This window comes from Mesorhizobium sp. SP-1A, assembly GCF_032460275.1.
Taxonomy (GTDB): Bacteria; Pseudomonadota; Alphaproteobacteria; order Rhizobiales; family Rhizobiaceae; genus Mesorhizobium.
Genome location: NZ_JAVXZD010000003.1, coordinates 452996 through 473222 on the forward strand (window position 1 = coordinate 452996; position 20227 = coordinate 473222).

Genomic DNA, 20227 nt, shown 5'->3' on the forward strand with positions numbered 1-20227 from the left:
AAACTTCGGCACACGGATCGATCAATTCTTCTCGAAGAAGGCTTTCCACGTCGGATTATCTGAAGGCAGGAACTGACGGCCGGGCGCATGCTTACGCATGTCCACTCCCACCTCGGTAAGGAAAGTCGGCTCCGTTACTCCCAACGGCGTGACAAGTTGGAGACTATGCGAGTCATCGACCTTGAAGAGATAGGTCGGCATCGCCGCATGATGTTGTGAGCCACGCAACGTCCAAGGGCCCCCTGGAGCGTCGGGGATGGACACGTCGTCTTCGAGCGCCTTGATAACGGCATCGATATCCGTCGTGCCGGCACGCTTCCAGGCCTCTGCCATTGCCTTTACGGCTACGTAGCCAAAGGCAGCATGCTCATTCACATACACCGCATCAGGGAACATCGCGCGGATCTTGGCTGTAAAAGCCTTGCTGACGTCACCGGGTACGTCCTCGATGAAAGCCGGAGGTACGTACATGTTTGCCAGGGAAGGAGGCGCAAAGCGCTTGTGTTCATAGCCGTCCGAGATCGTCACATTGGACCACATCGGCGTGACAAGGCCGGCGGCCCGCGCCTGCGGATAGAATTGCACCTGTTCGGCACCGACCAGGCAATGGACCTGGAAATCGGGCTTGATGCCCTTGATCTTGTCGATCGTGGACTGCCATTGCGAGACGCCGAATGGGAAATACTCTTCCATCTCGATCTTACCGCCATACAGACCGGCGGCAACTCGGACCCATTGGCCGATCGCCCTGCAGAAATTGTAGTCCGCTCCGATGAAAGTCATCCGAGGGCCCATTTCCTTGATCATGTATTTGAGCGCGGGCAGGACCTGCTGCTCAGGCGTCGGACCTGAAAAGAAGGAATATTTGTCGGCGATACCGCCCTCGCCCTGGTTGTTGTGCCAGTAGATGACCTTGTTGCGAACGACTTCCTTGCGCGCGGCTTCGCGCTCTGCTCCGGTATACCCGGCCATGACGACGTTTGCTTCATCCTCGAAGATGCAGCGTTGGGCCAGTTCCTGATATCGCTTCACATCAGACTGCCCATCATAAGACACAAGCTTGATTTTCTTCTTCACGCCATCGACTTCGATGCCACCGGCGTCGTTGATTTCCTTTACGGCCAAACGGTAGCCATAGGTCTTCGGTGTCGACATGATGGAGAAGTCGCCGGACAGATCGTCGACCGTGCAAAGCACGATATCGTCCTGCGCCATAGCCGAAGTGCTTGACCAGGCAAGCTGCCCTCCGGCAACACAGGCAAGCAGGACCAAGGCATTCCTGATGCGAGTAAAAACCGTTTTCATTTTTTTCCCTCTGGTGGCAGGCATCACACAAAGACGACAGTCTTACGGGTTAACCTAGGGGAAACTTAATATACTGGCTCCGGGCCCGCCATTACCCTAAGAGGGAGGGTACGATGCAAAGCAGAGGTGGTCGCAGGCCGATTGGATGACGCCGCGCATCGGGAAATTTCTCCGACGCCGACAGAAAAAAGATAAGCTGTCGCATTGTCGTAACGATCAGCACTTCCGGATCGGACGCGCCGGCTTGTCGGCCAGGTAGGGTCGGACAAGGCTCCAGCACTGGTACACGGCGTCGTGACAGATCCAGGCTTCCGCAGCGAGTATCCGGCATATTACGGCATCGTCGATCCGTGTGGCCCCGACCGAAGTAATACCGCTGTCGGATATCTGGGCTTCGATCTTGCTCTCGATGCCTTTAGGCAGTGTACTGCCCACGGCAATCACCGTCGCCATATGAGGCAGTCCGCCCCACAAGCGCCGAAGCGCTTCCGTTTCCTCTTTGCCCTGCACGATCAAGCGATCGAGCAGCACGGGTTCGCCGTCGATCCGAACCTCGAACTCGGACTCCAGGGCCTCGAACTTGAAGGCCTCGCCGGGACCGTAGTGCACTCGACCAGCCGCAATCATATCGGTGGCGAATAGGCGCGACGATCCATCCAGATCGATACGCGTGCGTCGCTCGACCCGGGAACCGGCAAACATTATGGCCTCGTCCGGATGGTACTCAAGCAGGGCACCGGCCCCGACATCGATCCGGATCTGCTCACAGGAGGTGGCACCCTGAGGGCATTTATAGAACTTGCTGGCTGCCGTGGTTGTAAACAACGCACGGGTCCCCTCCTCCATCGTCGCGTAAAGATGAGCGGAGTCGCCTTCCACAAATCCACCACCGCTATTGATGGCGAGAAGAAACGGCTGATCATCATGATCCTGATAGTGACAGCCTTGCCATTGGTACGGAATTCGCCAACTCTTCGGATCTATCTCGGTACGCCCATTACGCCTGACAACATGCAGGTTCATCAACGCATGTTTGCCGATGGTCCAGCTACTATCCGGGTAGACGATCTGCATGACAGGGTCCTCAAGCCGCGACTGACATGAGCACGCTGTGCTCGATCCAGGTGGTGACGGCTTCTAGCCCGGCGCCAGTCTTCATGTTCGTGAAGATGTATGGTTTGGCGCCGCGCATTTTTCGGGCGTCGCGATCCATGACCGAGAGATCGGCCCCGACGTAGGGAGCGATGTCCATCTTGTTGATCAAAAGGAGCGGGGATTTGGTGATACCCGGTCCGCCTTTGCGTGGAATCTTTTCGCCTTCACCGACATCGATTACATAGATATGGCTGTCAGCGAGCTCGGGGCTGAAGGTCGCGGCCAGATTGTCGCCACCGCTCTCTATCAGAATCAGATCAAGATCCGGGAAACGTTTGACCAGATTGTTAGCCGCAACCAGGTTCATGGAAACGTCCTCGCGGATGGCGGTATGCGGACACCCTCCCGTTTCCACGCCGACGATGCGCTCCAGCTCGATCGCACCGCTGCGAGCGACGATCTCTGCGTCTTCCTGGGTGAAGATGTCGTTGGTTATCACTGCCAGCGAATAGCGTTTACCCATTTCACGGCAGAGTTGGATGAGCAGTGTTGTCTTACCCGACCCGACGGGCCCCGCGATGCCGAGGCGGACAGGTTTGCGCATGTACTGATCCTTTCACGCTCTATGAGATGCACAATCTGGTTTGCAAGCGTTCATGGCGCATGGAGGCGACGTCAAGGATCGCGAACGATGATGAGAGTTGGCGCAACTCGCGGGTTCGGGCGATTTCGGAACATTGCTCAACCAGGGGCGCAGCATGGGCCACGATACGTTGCGCTTCTGTCTGGCCAAGCGGCGCTAGTCTCTGCACAACGCCAATCAGACTGGAAAAGCTGGCCCATAGGAAGCTGGTCACAGCTTCCACTTCACTAAAGCCGAGGCCGGCAGCAAGAGATCCATAGGCTATAGCGTGATGGCCGTCGCATTGTCGCTCGGCAACCATTTCACCCAGCCTTCTTATGTAAGCCAGATCGAAAATATCTTTGCCGGCGGCGATCAGCGCAGCTCCGGTCATCAGAGAGGCCGCCCGCGCTTCGCGACTAAGTTTGATCGCACCGACTTGCCGATCGATCCCTTCGATGCCGTCCATGTCGTTCAGCATGCAATCGCGGAAGGACAAGACGACCGCAGCGGCATCCCCCGTGGCGAGATTGAAACGCAGCCAGTCCCTGCATCGCTGCTCCGCATCCACGGTGGTCGAAATGGTACCATCGTGCAGCCAGGTCTCGAATCCGTAGGAATGGGTGAACGCTCCGGTAGGAAAAGCAGCATTTGTCACCTGAAGAAGCGTCAGCAGGCGATCTCCACCGTTGGTATTCGGTCGAGCTTTCTTTACCATCGAACTCTTAGTGGTCGTGATGTCGGGTCGCATGATGTGCATCCGTTTCACGATCATGATGATGATGGTGTGCACCGGCGGCACCAAACCGCCGGCCAACAAACGGGGCGTGAATGCGTTCGACGGCAACACCCAATCGGTCCAGCATCTGTGCCGCCAACGGATCGTTAGGGGTCAAAACGCCTTCTTCACAAAACCGAGCAGGCCGATGGAAATTGCCGAGTTGATAGCATGCCGCCCACCAGGCGATTGCGTCTCCACCCGGCTTCAGGAAAAGCAGGTCTTCTTCCTTGGCTTTGACGACGACCGCGGTATCGTCATCAAAGCACAACACATCCCCGTCCTGTAGCTCCGTACCGCGCGGCAGCGAGACGCGAACCTCGCGTCCAAATCTAGTAGTCGCTGCAAAATGTGGAGAGGCTCTTTCATCGGATGTAAGTTCGAGCAGATCGACCTTCTCGGGGCAACTCAGGTCGGACATGTGCCCGATGATACCGGATATGATGTTCATGCGGTCACCGGAAATAATAGAGTTGCGTCAGTGGTAGGGTCTTTGCCGGTTTGACCGTGATGCGTTGACCATCGACGTAGACATTGTACGTTTCAGGATCGATCTCGATGTTAGGCATGTAGTTGTTGTGGATCATATCGCGCTTTGAGATCGTGCGCGTACGTTTCACGGGCATGAGTGTCTGATGGCTGCGTAGGCGCCCAGCCAATCCTGCATCGATCGCCGCCTGGGTGACGAAGGAATAGCTGGTACGGGCTGGATTGGCGCCCAGCGAGCCGTACTGCGGACGGTATTTAAGCGGCTGGCAGGTCATCAAAGAGCCAGCGGGATCGCCCATTACGGCATGTGAAATGAAGCCGCCCTTTACCGACGTTTCAGGCTTGGCGATGAAGAACTTTGGCCGCCAGAGCACCAGATCGGCAAGTTTGCCCGGCGCGATCGAACCGACATAACTGTCGACACCGAAGGTGACGGCCGGATTGATGGTGACCTTCGCAAGATAGCGCTTGATCCGAAAATTGTCGTTGCCTGCGCCGTCTTCCAGCAGGCGTCCGAAGCGCACCTTGTTGACGGCCGCGAGTTGGAAAGCACGCTGAGCGCTTTCGGCAGCGCGCCCGACCCCCTGACTGTCCGAGCCGATCATGCTGATGGCTCCCAAGTCGTGCAGCACATCCTCGGCCCGCATCGTCTCGGCGCGCGCGCGTCCTTGAATGAAGGCCATATCGGTCGGCACTTGCTTGTTGAGGTTATGACACGTGATCAACATGTCGATTTCTTCATCATACGTGTTGATCGAGAATGGATTGGTCGGGTTGGTCGAACTCGGCAGGCAATTCGGCTCCATCACGCAGCGCATGATGTCGGGTGCATTACCGCCGCCGGCACCTTCCGCGTGATAGATGTGCATGACACGGCCGTTGATAGCGGCGAGTGTGTCCTCATAATATCCGGTCTCGTTCAATGTATCGGCGTGTACCTGAACCTGGAAATCGAGTTCGTCGGCGAGGTCCATGCACGCCTCGATGGCCGCCGGCGACGACGACCAGTCTTCGTGAATCTTGAGACCGGTGGCGCCTCCGATGATCACCTGTTCTTCAATCGAACCCTTGGTGGCAGAGTTGCCCTTGCCGAAATTACCGAAGTTGAGGGGAATGTCGGCCATTGCCTCCAGCATGCGATGCAGATTGAATACGCCGGGGCATTCGATGCCAACTGTCTTGGGGCCGGAGCCGCCACCGATGACCGTGGTGAAGCCAGCGCCCTGATATTCGTAAAGCTGCTGCACGGAATCGAAGTGCGGATGGATATCGATGAACCCTGGAGTAACGATCATTCCCTCCACGGAGAGAATGTCCGTGTTGGGCGCTACGATAAGCCCCGGAGTGATATTCATCGTGTCCGGGTTACCGGCCTTGCCGACACCCACGATCAGCCCGTCCTTAATGCCGATATCACCTTTCACCACGCCGAGGATCGGATCAATGATGACGGCGTTCGTCACGACCATGTCGAGTGCACCGTCGCTGGCCTTCCACTTCGAAGCCTGCCCCATGCCGTCGCGGATGGTCTTGCCGCCTCCAAATACCAGTTCGTCGCCATAGGTGGTGAAATCATGTTCGATCTCAGCGACCAGGCCGGTGTCTGCGAGATGGATTTTGTCGCCCTTGGTTGGTCCATATTGGACCGCGTATTCCGGTCTCGAAAGCTTTGTGCTCATGATGGATCTCCCGTGCCGCCCTACTTGGCTTCCTTTTTCGAAGACTTCTCGTAGCGCGCATCTGGCGGCGTCCTGACGGCAAACCGCTCACCTTCGAAACAGTAGCCGTTCTCCTTGAGACGCCGAACCGTCTGTTGCTTGATGATATCGGACCGGGTCGTGCCGTTGGTCATGTTGTTCATGCCGTATGCAACTTCTCGTCCGACATAGGAGGTTAGCTGAACCTTGCGGCTTTGACCGGGCTCGAAACGCACTGCCGTACCGCTTGCGATATCCAGATGCATGCCGAAGCCTGCTTCTCGATCGAATGCCATGGCGCGATTGCATTCTGCGATATGGTAATGGGCGCCTATCTGAATTGGACGGTCGCCTGTGTTGACCATCACGAGCTCGACAGTTCGTCGACCAGCATTGATTTCGATGTCGCCATCGGCAAATTCAATCAATCCGACCTTGGAAGGCTCACCGACGTCAAAGGCTTCGGCTGCTATCACCGACTTTGGCAAGGGAGGGCGGGACCACTTGGCGGGCATGGCGGAACTCCAAAAAATTAGCAACGAAATCGACAAATCCAGAGATTGATGACAGTCAGTCGCGGACCGGATTCATTACGGTCACGAGCTTGGTGCCATCCGGAAAGAGCGCCTCGACCTGCAGAATGGTCAGCATTTCCGGAACACCTTCCATCACATGCTCACGCTTCAAGATCGTAGCCCCGTACTCCATCATGTCAGTCAACATCGGGATGACGCCTTCGCGCGCCCGCTCCAGGATTTCATCCGATATGAGAGCAACGGCTTCCGGATAGTTCAGGCGGATTCCTTTATCCAAGCGACGTCGCGCCATTTCGGCCGCCCCCCATATCTGGATTCGTTCTTCCTCCCTCACTGTAAGATGCATCGTAGGCTGTCCTTCCAAGTGAATGCCGGTTCTGCGTTCGCCCAATAATGCCACCGACCTCGATGCTGTATATCTACCTGTCCGGGTAGGATAAGCTCATCGCTGATGGCTCAAGGTCGAGGACCGGCAACGGCCTCATGAAGCGCGCGCTGCATCAAGCATGCAACGCTGCCTGTTCGATCCGGTCAGATCCGCAACCACAGCATAGCAGCTTCAGCAACTAAGAGGCGCCCATCCTCCCCTTTCAGGGTATGACCTTCGTCGCCTCTTTGTCATAGCCTGTGTCATGTACGGCATCGACGCGCTGCGGAGGTCCCGGCGGTGCAGTGTGCTGTATGGTCCCCGATGCCATAGTCTCAAGCAATATGGCCAGGGCGCCGCTCCGTGCATGTTTAGTGACCGCCTTAGGGGAGGAAGCGCTACACAGCGCCGCAAGTGAGGATCAGTGCTGCAGTCATTTTGCAGCCAGTTTCGAAAGCAAGGAGGATCAACATGAACAGACCCGTCTTTCGGCTCCTGACCGGAGCGACGTTCCTGATGCTGATGGCAGGAGCGGCCGAAGCCCATGTCGGCATCGGCGACGCCAGCGGCTTCTCGCACGGGTTCCTGCATCCGCTCGGCGGGCTGGATCACATCCTCGCCATGGTGCTGGTCGGACTCTATGCCGCCCAACTCGGCGGCCGGGCGGTCTGGCTGGTGCCGGCAAGCTTCGTCTGCCTGATGATCGCCGGTGGCGGCCTCGGCGTTGCCGGCGTGTCAGTGCCCTTCATCGAACTCGGCATCGGCCTCTCCGTCGTCGTGCTCGGCGCGGCGGTCGCATTCGGGTTCCGGATCGCCCCGGCGGCGGCGATGGCCTTGGTTGGTTTCTTCGCCATCTTCCATGGCCATGCCCATGGCACCGAGATGCCGGAAACAGCGGCGAGCCTGGCTTATGGCGCCGGCTTCGTGGCCGCGACCGCGTTGCTACATGCTTTGGGCGTCGCCGGCGGTCTGGTGCTCGGACGTCAATCCACCGCGGGTGGCCAAATGCTGGTCAGGTGCGCGGGCGGCGCGGCTTCCCTGGCGGGCGTAGCGCTCATCACGGGAATCCTCTGACGGGTGCAAATGTCAAAACCGGCATGGGCCCAACCTCGCCCGCCTCGACGGGGAAGGGCCCGAACCGCCATTTCTCCTGGAACTTGAACCATGCCGTATGACAACCGGCAGAGCCTGCTGCACAGCGCTATCGGTCAGAAGATTCGCTTCTACCGGATGATGCGCGGTGCCACGGCGATGAACCTCGCCGCCGAGGCCGGCATCTCCACGGGCATGCTGTCCAAGATCGAGCGCGGTTCGATCTCCCCGTCGCTCGGCACGCTGCAATCCTTGTCCACGGCGCTCGGTCTGCCCATGTCGGTTCTGTTCCAGAACTGCGAGAAGCGGAGCCGGGCCGTCTTCACTTCAGGCGGCGGCATGGAAGGCTGGCCCTGCCAGAACAAGTTGAAAGCCAGCCATCGGTTGCTGGGCGGCGGGTCCGGCGTTCTGGGTGTTACTCTCAACCCGTATCACATCACGCTCACGCAGCCCTCGGACAATCTTCCCGAGTTCGAACACCAGAGCATGGAGTTTCTTCATGTTCTCAAGGGCGAGCTCGTCTATGGCCATGGCGATAAGCACTATCATATGGCCGCCGGCGACAGCCTCTTTTTCCATGCCCGTGTTCCGCACGGGCCGATCGAGCTGGTCAGTCTCCCGGTGCATCTGCTGGCGGTGGTTTGCCACCACCAGAATGCCGCGAGCTGAATGATGTCCTCTGCCTGAGTCGTCCTTGTAGGGACCTGGTCGGGTCAAGACTGGTGACCATACCTGTCAAGGTGGGATTAGTTGGTCTGCCGCGCAGTTCGGACTTTTCGTCCCCTCACCCACACGCTCGCCACGTTCGCCCGCGTGGCGTTCAGCACGATCTTCTGGAATATGTCCTCGGCCGTGTCTTCGCCCTCCAGCGGCAGCAACCGTAGTGTCGGTTTCTTGTTGCCCTGACGGGAAAGCAAGGAGCCCGAACGATCTTGTTGAGGACCGCCCGCTGGGAGGGCGAACGGAGAGACTGCATTTACTTCACAGTGATGCTCATACCGCTGAGATCGAGGTTGACTTGCAGGCCGACCTGCCTGCCCGAGAGTTCGAGTTGGGCGCCCTTGTCATTGCTCATGACGATCATCTGGGCCCCTCTGCCAAGCGCGCCGCCACCACCTACTGCCCCGTAAACCCCCGTGACATCCCGGGCGCGGCGGATATGGCGGACGGTGCCCTGGAAATAGGTCTTGGAAGCTCCGAAGGCGAGGCCGCCCGAAATACCGCCGATAGAGATGGGATAACGGCGACCATGGAAAGTCAGCGTGCCCTCGCCTCCGGCACCGCCGACGAAGAAGGCCGCCTTGTAGATAGCGAAGCGGATCCTGCCGCTGTCGGCATGTGCGGCACTGGCAAGGCTGACTCCCGCAGCGGCGATGACGGCAAACGCGACTGAACGACATCTGGGCGAAATGTTCATGATCGGACCTCCTCAAGGTCGGCGCTTGCCAGCCGCCCCGGCAGGTCAGCGTCGGATCACAGTTATAGCTGAACAGTCTGGCCCCTCATTGGTTCCAAGCAGACTGAATCTGGTCGCGAGAAAGCCGACAGGCGAGGCGCCGTATGTGAACGCAGATGAAAATCTCCGCCCGGTGGATTTCGCCCGTCAGAAATGCCTGTATCCCTAGCCGCCGCTGCGCGCCATGATCGACGCTGTAGAGGTGGAGGACACCGACAGCGCACGGTGCCGGAGCGGCCTGGGATAGGCGGCGGGACGGTTCCGGCCCGAGTAGCCAATTTTGTTCGGAAATGGCGCGCCCGAAGAGATTCGAACTCCTGACCCCCAGATTCGTAGTCTGGTGCTCTATCCAGCTGAGCTACGGGCGCGCAGCCTGTCATGGCAGTGCATGAAGGCGACCGACCGGTCCGTGACCGGCCGTGAATTGACGTGCTAACTAACGAGTGAATCTGCGAAAAGCAAGACGGGCCTGCAAAGTTTTCCCACTTCTTGCTTACGCCATCGGGAAAAAGGCTGGAGCGGTATCGCGGCGCTGTGCCCTCACCCCGCCCGATCGCGTGGCTAAGCGGCTCAGTCTGCACCCTGCCCTGGCCTCACCCCGCCTCAAGACCGCCGTCAAGGGCTTGCCTGTCCCGGTTTCGGGCTCATCGGTTTGGCGTTCCGAATCGCTCAATCTGCCGCGGACCTTGCCGCATCCTGGCAAACGAAAGCGCCCAACACAGGCCGTCCTTGGCACATGCTGCGGTACATTTCGGCATGCAACGTCTGCACGAAGGCTTGGCGTGTCCTATCTAAGGCAGGCCTCCCGGAAGCGGAATCCGTTTGGGACGACATGCGTGAAAACAATGCCATGCGCATCGGGCGGATCTGAAAGGTCGCGACGCGGTTTGACACGCAGCAAAGAATGCAAAGGCTTGAAAGGAAGGACGATGGTGGAAGAGATCGAACTGAACGACGGCGGGCTCATTCCCCAGCTTGGCCTCGGGGTCTGGCAGGTCGATCCGCAGATCACGGCGCGCGTCGTCGCCGACGGTATCCGTGCCGGATACAGATCGATCGACACGGCTGAGGGCTACAACAACGAGCAAGGCGTCGGCCGGGCCATCCGCGAGGCCGAAATCGATCGCGAAGATCTGTTCGTCACCTCCAAGCTGCGCAACGGCGCGCATGAGCGCGACAAGGCGTTGCGAGCCTTTGACGAGACGATGCGCAATCTCGGCATCGACCGGCTCGATCTGTTCCTGATTCACTGGCCGGTCCCCAGCCAGGGCAAATATGTCGAGGCGTGGAAAACCCTTGTCGAGTTGCGGGACCAGGGCCGCGTCAGATCGATCGGCGTCTCCAACTTCAACCAGGACCATCTGGAGCGCATCATCGGCGAGACCGGCGTCACGCCGGCCGTGAACCAGATAGAGCTGCATCCGCATTTCCAGCAGCGCGACAAGCGGGAGTTCCACGCCAGGCACGGCATCAGGATCGAAAGCTGGAGCCCGCTGGGCAGCGGGCGGCTGCTTCAGGACCCCGCATTGGAAAGGATCGCCCAAAAGCATGGCAAGAGCGTCGCACAGGCGATCATCCGCTGGCACCTGCAGGAAGGGCTGGTCGTGATCCCCAAATCCGTCCACAAGGAACGCATCGAAGCCAATATGGACGTTTTCGATTTCGGGCTCGACGATGCAGACATGCAGGCGATCGCCGCGATGGACCGGCGCGACGGGCGCACCGGCCCCGACCCGGCCACGGCGGCATTCCTGTTCTGAACCCGCCGCCCGGTGCCTGACCGCCGCCGGCGCGGCAGGCCTTCGCGCCGGCCACTTTGTCGCAGACGGGTGGACCTTTCTTCCGCATGATGTTGTGATGCGTTCGCATTCATGATGGGAGGCAGATTTGTACAGGCACATTCTCTTGACCACGGACGGCTCCGAACTCGCGCAACGCGGCGTCGACCACGGACTGGCGCTGGCAAAGAATCTTGGCAGCAAGGTCACCGCCGTGACGGTGACCCATCCCTATCCCCTGCAAAGCGCCGCGACTATCGGCACCTGGGAAGCGGCGCAGAAGGAACACGCTGACAAGGCGATCGCCGCGGTCAAACAGGCGGCCTCGAGGGCCGGCCTCGAGGTCGGCATCGTTCACGAAAGCAATGATTCTCCGGCCGAGGCCATCGTGGACACGGCCAAGAAGCTCGGCTGCGACCTGATCGTCATGGCTTCACACGGCAGGCGCGGCGTGAGCAGGCTGCTGCTCGGCAGCCAGACGGCCGAAGTGGTCCACTCCTCGCCGATTCCCGTCCTCGTCGTACGGTAGGCGGCCTCGTGCGGGCGGCGATCGCATCCCGCCCGCCTCTCTCCTTATCGCCAGGACCGAAGCCTGGGCGATGGGCTGTTCAAACGGCAACAAAGTGAGTAGCCAAATCTAAACTGACTCAATCAACCCCTTGAAAATCCACAAAGCGAGAATCTTCCTTCCATGCGATCCGCCAAACTTGCCTGATTCATGGGGTGATTATGGCAGACATTCGAACGCGTTTCAGGCTTGGCTGATACGCAATAAAAAGGCCGCCAACGGCGACCTCCTAAGCAGTGTCGGGACTGGGAAAGGCGACGTTCAGGCTGCCGCAATCAGCGGTTCTACCTCTCTGCGTTGCCAGACCAGCGTCTTCTTCGGTTCCAAGACATAGGGCTGGATACCAGCGGCGCGCAGAATACGAGGTACGTCTCGCCATCGCAGGTTGCGCCCGAGGGCCGAGAAGCGCTCGGTAACTTCAGAGGTAAGTATAAATTCTCTTTCAAAGACACCAAGCTCTGTCACCGTTGGCTTCCTTGAAAGGAAACCGTCACGTACGAGCTGGTTCACAATCACAGGTGTTGTTTTGAGCACTCCTGCCGCGTCCTGTTGTGTAAGGACTATATCGGCATCCAAACTGCTCGAAACAGCGTCATTGAGGAATTGTAAGGCTCCTATGTCACGGACGGCAAGGGAGGCCATTAATGACTTTCCTCCTACGCTCCAGACTTCAAGCTGACCTCTAATTATTTTGAGGAAGATTTCGGGCCATGGATTCGTAGGTTTCGGTAACAGCCTACCGACGGCCTTGGTAATTGTCATTGCGGTAGCGGGCAGAGGTGTCGGAGAAGCCATGGCCTCGCAGCGTCGCCTCAAGTCTTCCACTGATGACTTTTCGTAATAGCCCATGGCGTAAGGCACCGAGAGAAGAGGTCTGGCTGGTGTCAGCAAACCCATATCGCCCAGGGCGGATAAGCATGGGCGAGGTACGCAGAATTCTATTGCCACTTTGGTGGATGAGAGAGTCTTCTTGCGGTGTGTAATGATATCCTTTAGACCGGCGATATCGACCATCATCGGACCTTTCTGAGGGTCCTTCAATTGCCGGAAGGGCAACGCACCGGAGCGTACAAGGCGCAAGATGGTTCGGCTGTCCAAGTTAAAGTCTTTCGTAGCCTGACAGACGGGAACAAAATCGTCTCCTGCCCTGTAGATTCCAGTACGGATCGCATGCGTAGCGCCCTCCCACCCCTCCATGTCGGCCGCGATCATGCGCTTGAATAAGGACTTCAGTAGTGGATCCACATACTGGTCCATGCTGATGGCAACTAACGGACCAAGTTCTTTCCTTACGCCATAATATCCGCTCCGGTCCCCTGCAGTAGCTCGGACATCCGCCGCAATCTTGTGGAAGCCATCCGGCCAGTCGAGAAACATTCTGGCGGACTTCGCCAAAATCTCGGGAGTGAAGCGCTGATAATCTGCAAGGCAAGATGGACGTTCAAGCGTGGAAGAAGTGTGAGACGCGCGCGAGGTGAGCGCGCATGCAACTGCCAGGATTCCTTCGAATAGCGCAGACGGCTCAAGCGCGCTGATTTCGGGATGCAGGCGTCGGCCCCCGTCCCTGTTCCTACGCTCGGGATCAATGAGGCCGCTACAAAAATCGAGAGCTTCCAAGTCGTTGATCTCGACTGTCGGCTGGGGATAGTCGCGAAAGTCAACCCGTCCCCTGGTAACGCCGTATCGGTCGGCACTTACGCAGAACTCGCAGTACTGCAAGCCGTAGCTCCGAGAGAAGGTTGGGGGCCGCGAGCATTCGGGGCAGCGATCAAGCAAAAGTTCCTTGGTACCTGGATCAAACGAGAACACCCCTACGCTCCACATGGCCTTGAGGTGCAGCGACTTTCGAAGGCTCATCGGTGAGACGCGCCGTTGTCTCGCATCTCGATGGATCGCCCTTAGAGGAACCCCGAAGAAATTGACCCAGCCGGGCCTGCCTGCGATGGGCCTGATCGCCACACGCTCCAAGTCGTCTGAACGGTGTGGAAGTCCTAGCGCCACAGCCAACCGATCAAGTCCATGCGACAGACTCCCGATCCGAACGGAATGCCGACCGACCTCGAGGCCGGCCGCTGCCAAAACATGAGTCGTTCTGCGATATGAGTTCAGAGCCGTCGCGCGCAACACCAGTTCTGCCACGGATTCACCGGTCAAGACCGCACCCAACGGCACGACTAGGGGAGTTGCGCCTTGAGGGTGGTTTCGCGGCGTCGGAGGCTGCACATGGAGATCGGAAATCATGCTGCCCGCAGCTCCCTTTGTCTAATGCCCGAACGAAACGGATTATAGCTGATGAGCTTGGCAGGGATCGCCCATTCGTCGACCGCGGCCAGCAGATGCGTTTCCAGCAGTTGATCCGCCCCCCGCTCCCTGGCGATAGTGGCGGCAGCCAGCACCAGGTTGCTTGCCGTACCCAGACGTCCACCAACGACCTCATGGACGTTCGCCGGTATGTCGCCCGAAACCAAGTCAGATTCCTTGGGGAAAATGCCGCACTGCTGCATCAGAATGCCAACGGATCCCAGATAGTGCACGAACATCCGCTGCTCGGCGGGACGCTCGGGCCTGAGCTGGCTGAAATCGATCTCGCCTAAGTTTCGCATGTTCATCTGCTCGTCGCCGAGGATGAGATTCCTCGCGCCGTCAATGCCGAGGAAGACGATGGGTATGCGTCCCTCGATCATGATCACCTTCATCATGTCGGTGACAGAGGAATTCTCGGCCGAGAAAACACGACTGCTTTTCTTTTGATCGGCTTCGTAGCGATGGTCGAGGTGTTGGACCTCATCGATGAACATGATCTGAGTACCCTTTGCTTCAATGTAGTCGTAGGCGCGCCCGAGCATTGAATCCTTGGTGCCTCGTGAGGCCCTGGGATCACGAAACGCTTTCAGGATATCGGAGGCGAACGACTTTTCGGTCGCCTTGGCAGCGAGGGTAACGTGCAGTGCAATATGTTGCTTGTGTGCGATCTCCTTGCGGTTCATGCTTGCTGGGAAGAGACCTTGCGCGATGACTAAGTCCACGATGACCGTCTCGATATAGTCCTTCACCGTCGTTGATTTTCCCGACCCGGTGGGAGCGAAGATGCAGGAGAAGCGCTGGGGCTCCCAAGGCGCATCGATCTTCATCTTCCGCATCGAATCGAAAACTTTATGGGCCCCTACCAAACGGTCGTGCTTGATACGCATTTGCAGGAATTTCGCGGCTATCTCACCATTGGGTAACATTGCAGTGCCTCCTCACAGGGTGCTTCTGAGATCGGCCAGCAGTCCGTCTGCGTCTTCGACCTGGGTCCAAACCGAGCGCGGAATCGGCCCCGTCTTCTTCGGAGCAGTCTCCGGAATCTGCTGAACAGGCTGCGCCATCATTGTGGCACGCTTCTTTTGATTGGCGGCCCGTGTTGCCATAGCTTTCTTAGTGGCGGTGGCGCCCCCGCGGCGGCTCGACTTGATCACCGAGCGATCGTCAGTGCGCTCCTGAGCGGCGATGGAATTGGGAACATTGGGTCCCATGCCCGAATCCGACGGGTCTTCGAAGACCTCTTCCACTACCGAACCCGCCACGAGCTTCGTCCCAGGGGTGAACCTAGGCGCCAGCTTTCGCGCTTCCCGGAATGGATGGGAGGCGACGATGGGTTCATACGTCGCTCGCAAAGCCGCAACGACTTCCAGCATCTCGTCTTCGCTGCAGAACTGAAGGTTGCGATCCCGCGCGAACTGGCGGCTGTCAGCCGCTTCCTTCCATGTGAGCCCGGCCGAGTATCGTGGAAGGACATTCGGGATGCGGATGTTTAGCTTGGTGCGAGGGTTCCAGACTTCAATATATTCACATGTCTCATTGAGAACGATGTGCACCCGTGCGACGCCGCTTGATGACAGCGACTTCCGCTGGAGCGACTTCTTAGCAAAACGCATTAGGTCATTCAGGAGCGCGCTCGTAATCAGCGGGTCGTGAAATTGCTGGTTGTCATACCTGATGCCGGACGTCGTAAGCTGAGCACTTTTGACCCGCCCCAGGAAAGTATCGAGAGCGTTGACGTTATCTATCATCGGCCTACCGTGTTGTTCGATGCCGTCCTTCCAGACGAGAGCAGGCGACATCCCTAGGCCTCTGTTCTCTGAGAAGGCGGCTTTTCGAATTGCGTACCAGAGTCCGTCGGTCATCTGCTCGAGATTCCTGTCTGCTTTAGATCGGGGATCCAGCCTGAGCTGGGACATCACATGTGGCTTGTGGGGAATACCGCTCGGTAAGCGGTGCCAGTAGAGCTGGTTCAGCAAGTGAAATTCATGCTCGACGTGGCATTTGAATTCGGGAGTATGGATTGGAGCCCAGATGATGTTGATGCCCAAGCTCTCGCACATAGTCTGGAAGGAGACCTCAGCATTCTCCCAGGCGCAATCCACGATGATGAAACTCGGTTTCCCCCCGGCATCAGCGAAGTTCTTGAAGTTCCGGAGTTCGGGGGGCAAAAAATCCTTTCTCCGGACCAGCTGCTTCATGCACATGACGACAGTATTGATTGATGGCGGCTCGAAGGTCAGTATCGCCGCGAGAGGCATCCGGGAGTAAACATCGACTGCCAGCGCCAGCCACGGGCGTTCCTGCATCAGGACTTGACCGGACGGATTCTCCACATTTGCCCAGGCGTCAGCTGGTGTGTGATCGAACATCACATATTCGAGCGGGCGAGAGGCCTGGATCGCTCGACTCTGCCCCCGAAAGCGGCGGCCGGCCCGGAGTTCCCCATACCGCGCCCTATATCGATGGTAGTTTTCGGCGCCGTTGATCCAGAGTCGCAACGTCTCCTTGTTGGGTTGGCCTAGTTGATGCTCAACACCCAATCGTGCGAGCTCTTCGTTCTTATTCTTCAGCCTTATCGAGAACTCGTTCTGGACTTCCCAGAGCTTCGGCGCGCGCGCCGACCAGAACAGGTCGATCATCTCCGCCTTGAGCATTAAAACGTAGGGATCCCAGAACGAGCCCTTCTCCGAATCTTGGGGACCAAGGAAATGGTGTAGATCCCTGGTGCCCGGCCTCCCACAGCCCTTAATTGAGCGCCTCAACGTGCTGGCTGAGAAATCTGGATCAAGACCCAGCGATCTGGCCTCGTCTTCGTGCATTCGGATGAATGCCTTGAGCTTGTAGTCGCCAAGCGGACAGGGGGAGGCATCGAACTTGCGCGTGTAGAACTGCTGAGACAGTGCCTTGACGTACTTCCTCTTCAGGCGGGTGATCGCCAGCCGTTCGACTTTGCCAGAGGCCTTGTCCGGGTCCATGAAAGTTCTTGGATCGACGTAAGTGAAGCTTTCAGAAGGGCTCGGTTCCCCCTCAACATGTACCCGGATCATCTCGCCCGTGACGGAGAACTTCTCCAGCACATCGTCATGAGACAGCTTGGTTGTCGAACGCCCGGATTTAGCAACGAACACGTGTGTCCCGTCGCCCGTGATGTCGTGTAGCTCATAGACACATTCCCGCGACTTCTTCGGGAAGAGGAAGAGCTGCCCCGGACGGATGTCTGTCGTCGCTTCGGTCATGCCGCGGGTCCCATTCCGTCTGAATTCATAGGTGTTCATTCCTTGGTCGACGCCGCGGCTTATGTCGATGGAAACGATCCGTCTTACATGAAGAGCGGCCGCCTTGGCCTTTCCCACCAGACCACCTCCCAGCGCTTCAACCAATTCGCCGTGATCCCCCTTGGCACCGGATCGACTGATCCACTCTGTGGCCCGATGATAATCGGCCACGGAAACTTCCGTGTATCGATCAATTAGAAAGTCATGGATGCGGGGAAGGTCGACGCAGGCTAGATCGTCCGAAAACCTCGCGGTCACGAATCCTACCCCGATGCTCTTGTAAATGTCAGCGGCTAGCCTGAGCTTGTGGAGGTACTTCGGATCGTTGTTCCTTGGATCGTCATCGGACTTGATCTCGACCACCAGCTTCATAGGGCGGTCATCGGGCTGTCGCTGCGTCGGTGACCATTCGAGAAGCGCCCTGGCGAAGGGCACGCCTTCAAGGATGCGGTGGAAAGCGGCGGGTTCAACATCGAGCTCGAGGTCCGGAAAGTACACCAGCGGGTTGGATTTACCGCGTACGTACATCTCTAGGCGGTGCGGCTGAGAAAGCAGGGCGACCACCGGACTCGCAAACTCGCAGAGCTCCAGTGCGGGAAGCTCCGCCCCCAAGGACTCCCAAGGCATCGCGCGACTGCCGGCCTTCAAGGACACGAAGGTGCCGGTTGGTTTGGTCCAACGTGCCTTCCGCATCTGCCTGAGCGGTCCGCCCGTTGAGGATCGGACGATGCGCGCGGCCGTGTCCGATAGCTGTTGAGCCATATCCAAGAACATGCGTATCCTTTCGCTCCGATTAAGGCTCGGCGCGTCTGAGTCCTGCGCGTGCGTGCGAAAGCCTATCCGAAGCGAGGGGAGAGGCCGCGTCTTCGAACACGTTGAGGATGTCCATTGGCAAGCGTCTTGGGAGCGGCCTTCGCCGACATTGTGACATGCACAACAGACCGCCGCATCCTCGCGATCTGGCCCATCAGATCGTCGAGGCTATGAATGTCGTCGATGATCGGACGGCCGTTCTGCTCTAGGCTGAGCTTCAGGGCTCTTGAAGGCGCCATGCCGATCCCGCGGTGCATACGCATGGAATAGTCAGTGCAGGCCCAGCACCACAACCTGTCTCTAAGCTCTTCGAGCGTCAGGAGGTCTTCGCTGCGGGGATCCAGTTCCCGTTCGGACATCTCCAACGGCTTGTGCCGAATTGCTCCCGGCAAACGATGAAATACTTTTTCGGTGATGGTCCGAAGCAGCCTCTCGACGTGGCCCTTGTATTCAAGTGTTTTCAGGGGAGCGAATACCAGGTCAATGCCTGCGGCCTCGCACAAGGCGTAGAACGAGACGCCGACTTGGGCCCACTCATGGCCGACTACGAGCGTCCGCGGCATTCCCCGGACGGAGGCAGCCATCGCACCCCCGAACTCCGTCTTCAGCCATTCCTTGGGCCGGACGATCTGGCCCAGGCTTTCCAGCAGCGTCAGGATCGAGGGAGGTTCGAAGGAGATGACGACGGCGAGGATTGACCTGGTATGGATATCCGACGCCAGGGTGAGCCACGGTCTCTCGACTATCGCCTTACCGTCCCCGTCGACCCCCTTCACCCATTGGTCGATTTGGATGTGGCCTAGTGCAACCGTCTCAAGGAATTCGCGGGCTTCCATGTTCGGTCCCTTGACTGGCAAATGAACACCGCGCGTCATAGGAAGCACTCCAACGGCCGGTCGCCAGGCTCGTCGCAGTACCGAAGCCCATCGAAGTGGCTGGCCTTCTTACGTCCCTTAATGGTCATATCGACGCTCATCCCCCAATCGCTCCGAGTGACGACGGGCAACCGGACGACGCTTGCGTCGGACCGCGCCAAGGAGGCCGGCTGCCCGGCTACATGCGGCGCTGCGGATGCCATCCTCAAAAGGGTTGTAATCGATTATCCCAACGGGAACGGCCCAGGTATCAGTTGCAATCGAAAGATGCTCCCTTGTGACACGGACTGCACCAGCCTTCCGCGCCACCATGCTGGCCGAACAAATTATTGCGGATGCCATGCCTAAGCGGCCATTGGCGACCTCGTGAATGCAGGCTACTACATCTCCCGAAACAAAGTCCGACGGTTCGTCGAACAGGCCGTGCTGCTTAAGCCTGGCGCCAAGCGTGCCGACAAAATTGATGAAGGTCCCCCACTGAACCTCATCCACTCTGTCCAGAGCGCCGAAGTCCAGATGCTTTATGCAACGCGTGGCGAGCGCAACGTTGCTCATTAGCTCGTATCGCGCTTCCATGTTTCCTACGAGAACGACGGGTGCCACGCCCTTAAGCAGCAGTGTCTTAAGTATCTTTGTGGCTGTTGTTTCCGCCCGGGAAGCTGACGCCCTGAAGGTCATTTGATCGAGCAGGTGCTGGGCCTCCTCGATTATCAGCAATTCGGTGCTGTGATCCCGGAGAGAAACGCATGCCAGTGCCAGCAACTCTTGGGCTGAGAGCCCTCTTGGCGGCAATGGGCCTCCGAGAGCTTGCAAGATGTCGACCGCGAACGATCTCTCGGTCGCCTGCGGAGACACGATCACAGGTACGACTGTCCGTTGCTGCCTGGCAATTTCCTCCCGGTCCATATCGGCCGCAAACTTTCGATGCCGGATCAGCTCGTCCACGACGCTCGACTCGATATAGGTCGTCACAGACATGGTCTTTCCGGTCAGAGGGGGGCCGAAGACCCCTCCCCAAGGAAGGGGGCCGACTGAGCAACGCCGCCCCACGTACCGAAGGTTATCGAAGAGGCTGTGGGCCTCGTCCAGCAGCGGATTGCCAATACGCATCCGGGCGAATTCGGCAACAATCTCTCCATCGGCGGTTGCGGGTGCCATTACAGCCCTCCTGGCCGGA

The 20227-nt window shown here is 58.4% G+C and carries 19 protein-coding genes and 1 tRNA gene; 4 read left to right on the forward strand and 16 right to left on the reverse strand.

What is annotated here, in order from left to right; genetic code table 11:
- Window positions 1-21 precede the first annotated feature (21 nt).
- The 8 genes from QU595_RS17105 to QU595_RS17140 form a co-directional block, all read right to left on the reverse strand.
- Window positions 22-1305, reverse strand: coding sequence for an ABC transporter substrate-binding protein (locus tag QU595_RS17105; protein WP_315924055.1), 1284 nt, complete (start codon window positions 1303-1305; stop codon window positions 22-24).
- 216 nt (window positions 1306-1521) lie between these two features.
- Complete coding sequence (locus QU595_RS17110) at window positions 1522-2379, reverse strand: urease accessory protein UreD (RefSeq protein WP_315924056.1); 858 nt, start codon at window positions 2377-2379, stop codon at window positions 1522-1524.
- A 10-nt stretch (window positions 2380-2389) separates the two neighbouring features.
- Window positions 2390-3004 (reverse strand): urease accessory protein UreG, encoded by a 615-nt coding sequence (ureG, locus tag QU595_RS17115; protein ID WP_315924058.1) that lies wholly within the window; start codon window positions 3002-3004, stop codon window positions 2390-2392.
- Window positions 3005-3023: 19 nt separating this feature from the next.
- Window positions 3024-3815 (reverse strand): urease accessory protein UreF, encoded by a 792-nt coding sequence (locus QU595_RS17120; protein WP_315924060.1) that lies wholly within the window; start codon window positions 3813-3815, stop codon window positions 3024-3026.
- Window positions 3748-4251, reverse strand: coding sequence for an urease accessory protein UreE (locus QU595_RS17125; protein WP_315924062.1), 504 nt, complete (start codon window positions 4249-4251; stop codon window positions 3748-3750). The genes QU595_RS17120 and QU595_RS17125 overlap by 68 nt, the downstream gene beginning before the upstream one ends.
- A gap of 4 nt (window positions 4252-4255) precedes the next feature.
- On the reverse strand, window positions 4256-5968 hold the full coding sequence (ureC, locus tag QU595_RS17130; RefSeq protein ID WP_315924064.1) for an urease subunit alpha: 1713 nt from the start codon (window positions 5966-5968) through the stop codon (window positions 4256-4258).
- Between the two features lie 20 nt (window positions 5969-5988).
- On the reverse strand, window positions 5989-6501 hold the full coding sequence (gene ureB / locus QU595_RS17135) for an urease subunit beta (RefSeq protein WP_315924066.1): 513 nt from the start codon (window positions 6499-6501) through the stop codon (window positions 5989-5991).
- A gap of 55 nt (window positions 6502-6556) precedes the next feature.
- Window positions 6557-6868 (reverse strand): urease subunit gamma, encoded by a 312-nt coding sequence (locus tag QU595_RS17140; RefSeq protein ID WP_315924068.1) that lies wholly within the window; start codon window positions 6866-6868, stop codon window positions 6557-6559.
- Window positions 6869-7360: 492 nt separating this feature from the next.
- On the opposite strand from QU595_RS17140, the gene QU595_RS17145 reads away from it, so the two are divergent.
- Together QU595_RS17145 and QU595_RS17150 are read left to right on the forward strand one after the other, a co-directional pair.
- Entirely contained in the window at window positions 7361-7963 is a 603-nt protein-coding gene (locus tag QU595_RS17145; protein ID WP_410000514.1) for a HupE/UreJ family protein, read from the forward strand.
- A gap of 90 nt (window positions 7964-8053) precedes the next feature.
- Window positions 8054-8650, forward strand: a complete 597-nt coding sequence (locus QU595_RS17150) for an XRE family transcriptional regulator (protein ID WP_315924070.1) — start codon at window positions 8054-8056, stop codon at window positions 8648-8650.
- 77 nt (window positions 8651-8727) lie between these two features.
- Here QU595_RS17150 and QU595_RS17155 read toward each other — a convergent pair whose 3' ends face one another.
- From QU595_RS17155 to QU595_RS17165, 3 genes are all read right to left on the reverse strand, one after another.
- On the reverse strand, window positions 8728-8898 hold the full coding sequence (locus tag QU595_RS17155) for a hypothetical protein (protein WP_315924072.1): 171 nt from the start codon (window positions 8896-8898) through the stop codon (window positions 8728-8730).
- A 59-nt stretch (window positions 8899-8957) separates the two neighbouring features.
- Window positions 8958-9398 (reverse strand): hypothetical protein, encoded by a 441-nt coding sequence (locus QU595_RS17160; protein ID WP_315924074.1) that lies wholly within the window; start codon window positions 9396-9398, stop codon window positions 8958-8960.
- Window positions 9399-9728: 330 nt separating this feature from the next.
- A tRNA-Arg gene (locus tag QU595_RS17165) sits at window positions 9729-9805 on the reverse strand.
- A 561-nt stretch (window positions 9806-10366) separates the two neighbouring features.
- Here QU595_RS17165 and QU595_RS17170 point away from each other — a divergent pair.
- Window positions 10367-11197, forward strand: coding sequence for an aldo/keto reductase (locus tag QU595_RS17170; RefSeq protein ID WP_315924076.1), 831 nt, complete (start codon window positions 10367-10369; stop codon window positions 11195-11197).
- Between the two features lie 127 nt (window positions 11198-11324).
- The gene (locus QU595_RS17175; RefSeq protein WP_315924078.1) at window positions 11325-11744 is read left to right on the forward strand and encodes a universal stress protein; all 420 of its coding nucleotides are present in this window, start codon (window positions 11325-11327) and stop codon (window positions 11742-11744) included.
- A 300-nt stretch (window positions 11745-12044) separates the two neighbouring features.
- Here the strand turns inward: QU595_RS17175 and QU595_RS17180 are convergent, their stop codons facing one another.
- The 5 genes from QU595_RS17180 to QU595_RS17200 all read right to left on the reverse strand — a co-directional run bounded on the left by QU595_RS17180 (window position 12045) and on the right by QU595_RS17200 (window position 20208).
- A complete protein-coding gene (locus QU595_RS17180; RefSeq protein WP_315924080.1) occupies window positions 12045-13400 on the reverse strand; it encodes a hypothetical protein in 1356 nt (451 codons plus the stop codon).
- Window positions 13401-14020: 620 nt separating this feature from the next.
- Window positions 14021-15013 carry an ATP-binding protein gene (locus QU595_RS17185; protein ID WP_315924082.1) on the reverse strand — a complete coding sequence of 331 codons (993 nt, stop codon included), beginning with the start codon at window positions 15011-15013 and terminating at the stop codon, window positions 14021-14023.
- A gap of 12 nt (window positions 15014-15025) precedes the next feature.
- On the reverse strand, window positions 15026-18136 hold the full coding sequence (locus QU595_RS17190; protein ID WP_315924084.1) for a hypothetical protein: 3111 nt from the start codon (window positions 18134-18136) through the stop codon (window positions 15026-15028).
- 62 nt (window positions 18137-18198) lie between these two features.
- Window positions 18199-19050: a hypothetical protein gene (locus QU595_RS17195; protein WP_315924086.1), complete on the reverse strand. Its 852-nt coding sequence runs from the start codon at window positions 19048-19050 to the stop codon at window positions 18199-18201.
- Window positions 19051-19128: 78 nt separating this feature from the next.
- Window positions 19129-20208 (reverse strand): AAA family ATPase, encoded by a 1080-nt coding sequence (locus QU595_RS17200; RefSeq protein ID WP_315924088.1) that lies wholly within the window; start codon window positions 20206-20208, stop codon window positions 19129-19131.
- Window positions 20209-20227: the final 19 nt, after the last annotated feature.